Below are 1,086 nucleotides of genomic sequence, written 5' to 3'. Positions count from 1 at the left end.
GCCGCACCCGCGGCTGCCACCACGCCCGCCGCCGCCGCACCGGCCGCCGCGGTGGACGTCACCCGGCTCGTGGACGGCCACCCCGTCACCACCTCCGTCGACGCCCCCGGCGGGCGGGCGGCGCGGGCCCTGGCCGACCGGCTGCACGGCGCCGGCGACGTGCTCGCCGCCGACGTCGCCGTGCGCTACGAGCCGGTCGCGGTGCACGACGACCCGCTGCTGCCGCACACCCTGCACCTGGCGGCGGTGCGGGCGCCGCAGGCGTGGGAGCGCACCACCGGCGCCGGCACCCTCGTCGCGGTCCTGGACACCGGGGTGCTCGCCGACCACCCCGACCTGCGCGGTGCGTTGCTGCCGCAGGTCGACGTCGCGCCGGTGCCCCCGGGGGGCGACACCCCCGACACGCTGCTGCACGGCACCCTCGTCGCCTCCGTCCTCGCCGCGCGGCTGGGCAACGGCACGGGCGGCGCGGGGGTGGCGCCGGGCGCGCAGGTGCTGCCCGTGCGGGTGTGCGACCCCACCTGCGGCAGCGGCGCGGTGGCGGCGGGCATCGACCGCGCGGTGGCCGCGGGCGCCGACGTCGTCAACCTCTCCATCGCCGGGCCCGACCGCAGCCGCGTCGTCGAGGAGGCCGTGCAGCGCGCCGTCGCGGCGGGCGTCGTCGTGGTGGCCGCCGCCGGCAACGACGGCGCGCCGTGCGCGCCGGAGCGGCCCACCGGCTGCGGCAACCCCGTGGTGTACCCGGCGTCCTACCCGGGCGTCGTGTCCGTCTCCGCCAGCGACCTCACCGGTGCCGCGGCGGGCTGGGCCGGGCACGACGAGCGGGTGGACCTGTCCGCGCCCGGCGAGCAGGTGCTCGGTGCGGTGCCGCCGCGCTCGGGCCGCTACGACGGCACCGAGTACGCCTTCGCCACCGGCACCTCCTTCGCCGCCCCGCAGGTCGCCGCGGCCGCCGCGCTGGTCCGGGCCGTCGCCCCCGCGATGCCGGTGGCCGACGTGGAGCGCACCCTCGTCACCGCCGCCGCGCAGGCGGCCTGGCCGGCGGGCTACGGCGCCGGGCTGCTCGTCGTCTGGGTCGCCGTCGCG

1 protein-coding gene is annotated in these 1,086 nt (G+C 80.8%); it reads left to right on the top strand.

Annotation, left to right across the window (positions count from 1 at the left end):
* The coding region (locus ABEB16_RS20575) for a S8 family serine peptidase (RefSeq protein ID WP_345714053.1) at positions 1-1,086 on the top strand (1,086 nt) is incomplete at both ends.

Origin of the sequence: Kineococcus glutinatus, assembly GCF_039542765.1 — a bacterium.
GTDB lineage: Bacteria > Actinomycetota > Actinomycetes > Actinomycetales > Kineococcaceae > Kineococcus_A > Kineococcus_A glutinatus.
The sequence above is the reverse complement of the archived record's forward strand: the minus strand, read 5'-3'. Positions and strand labels throughout refer to the sequence as shown.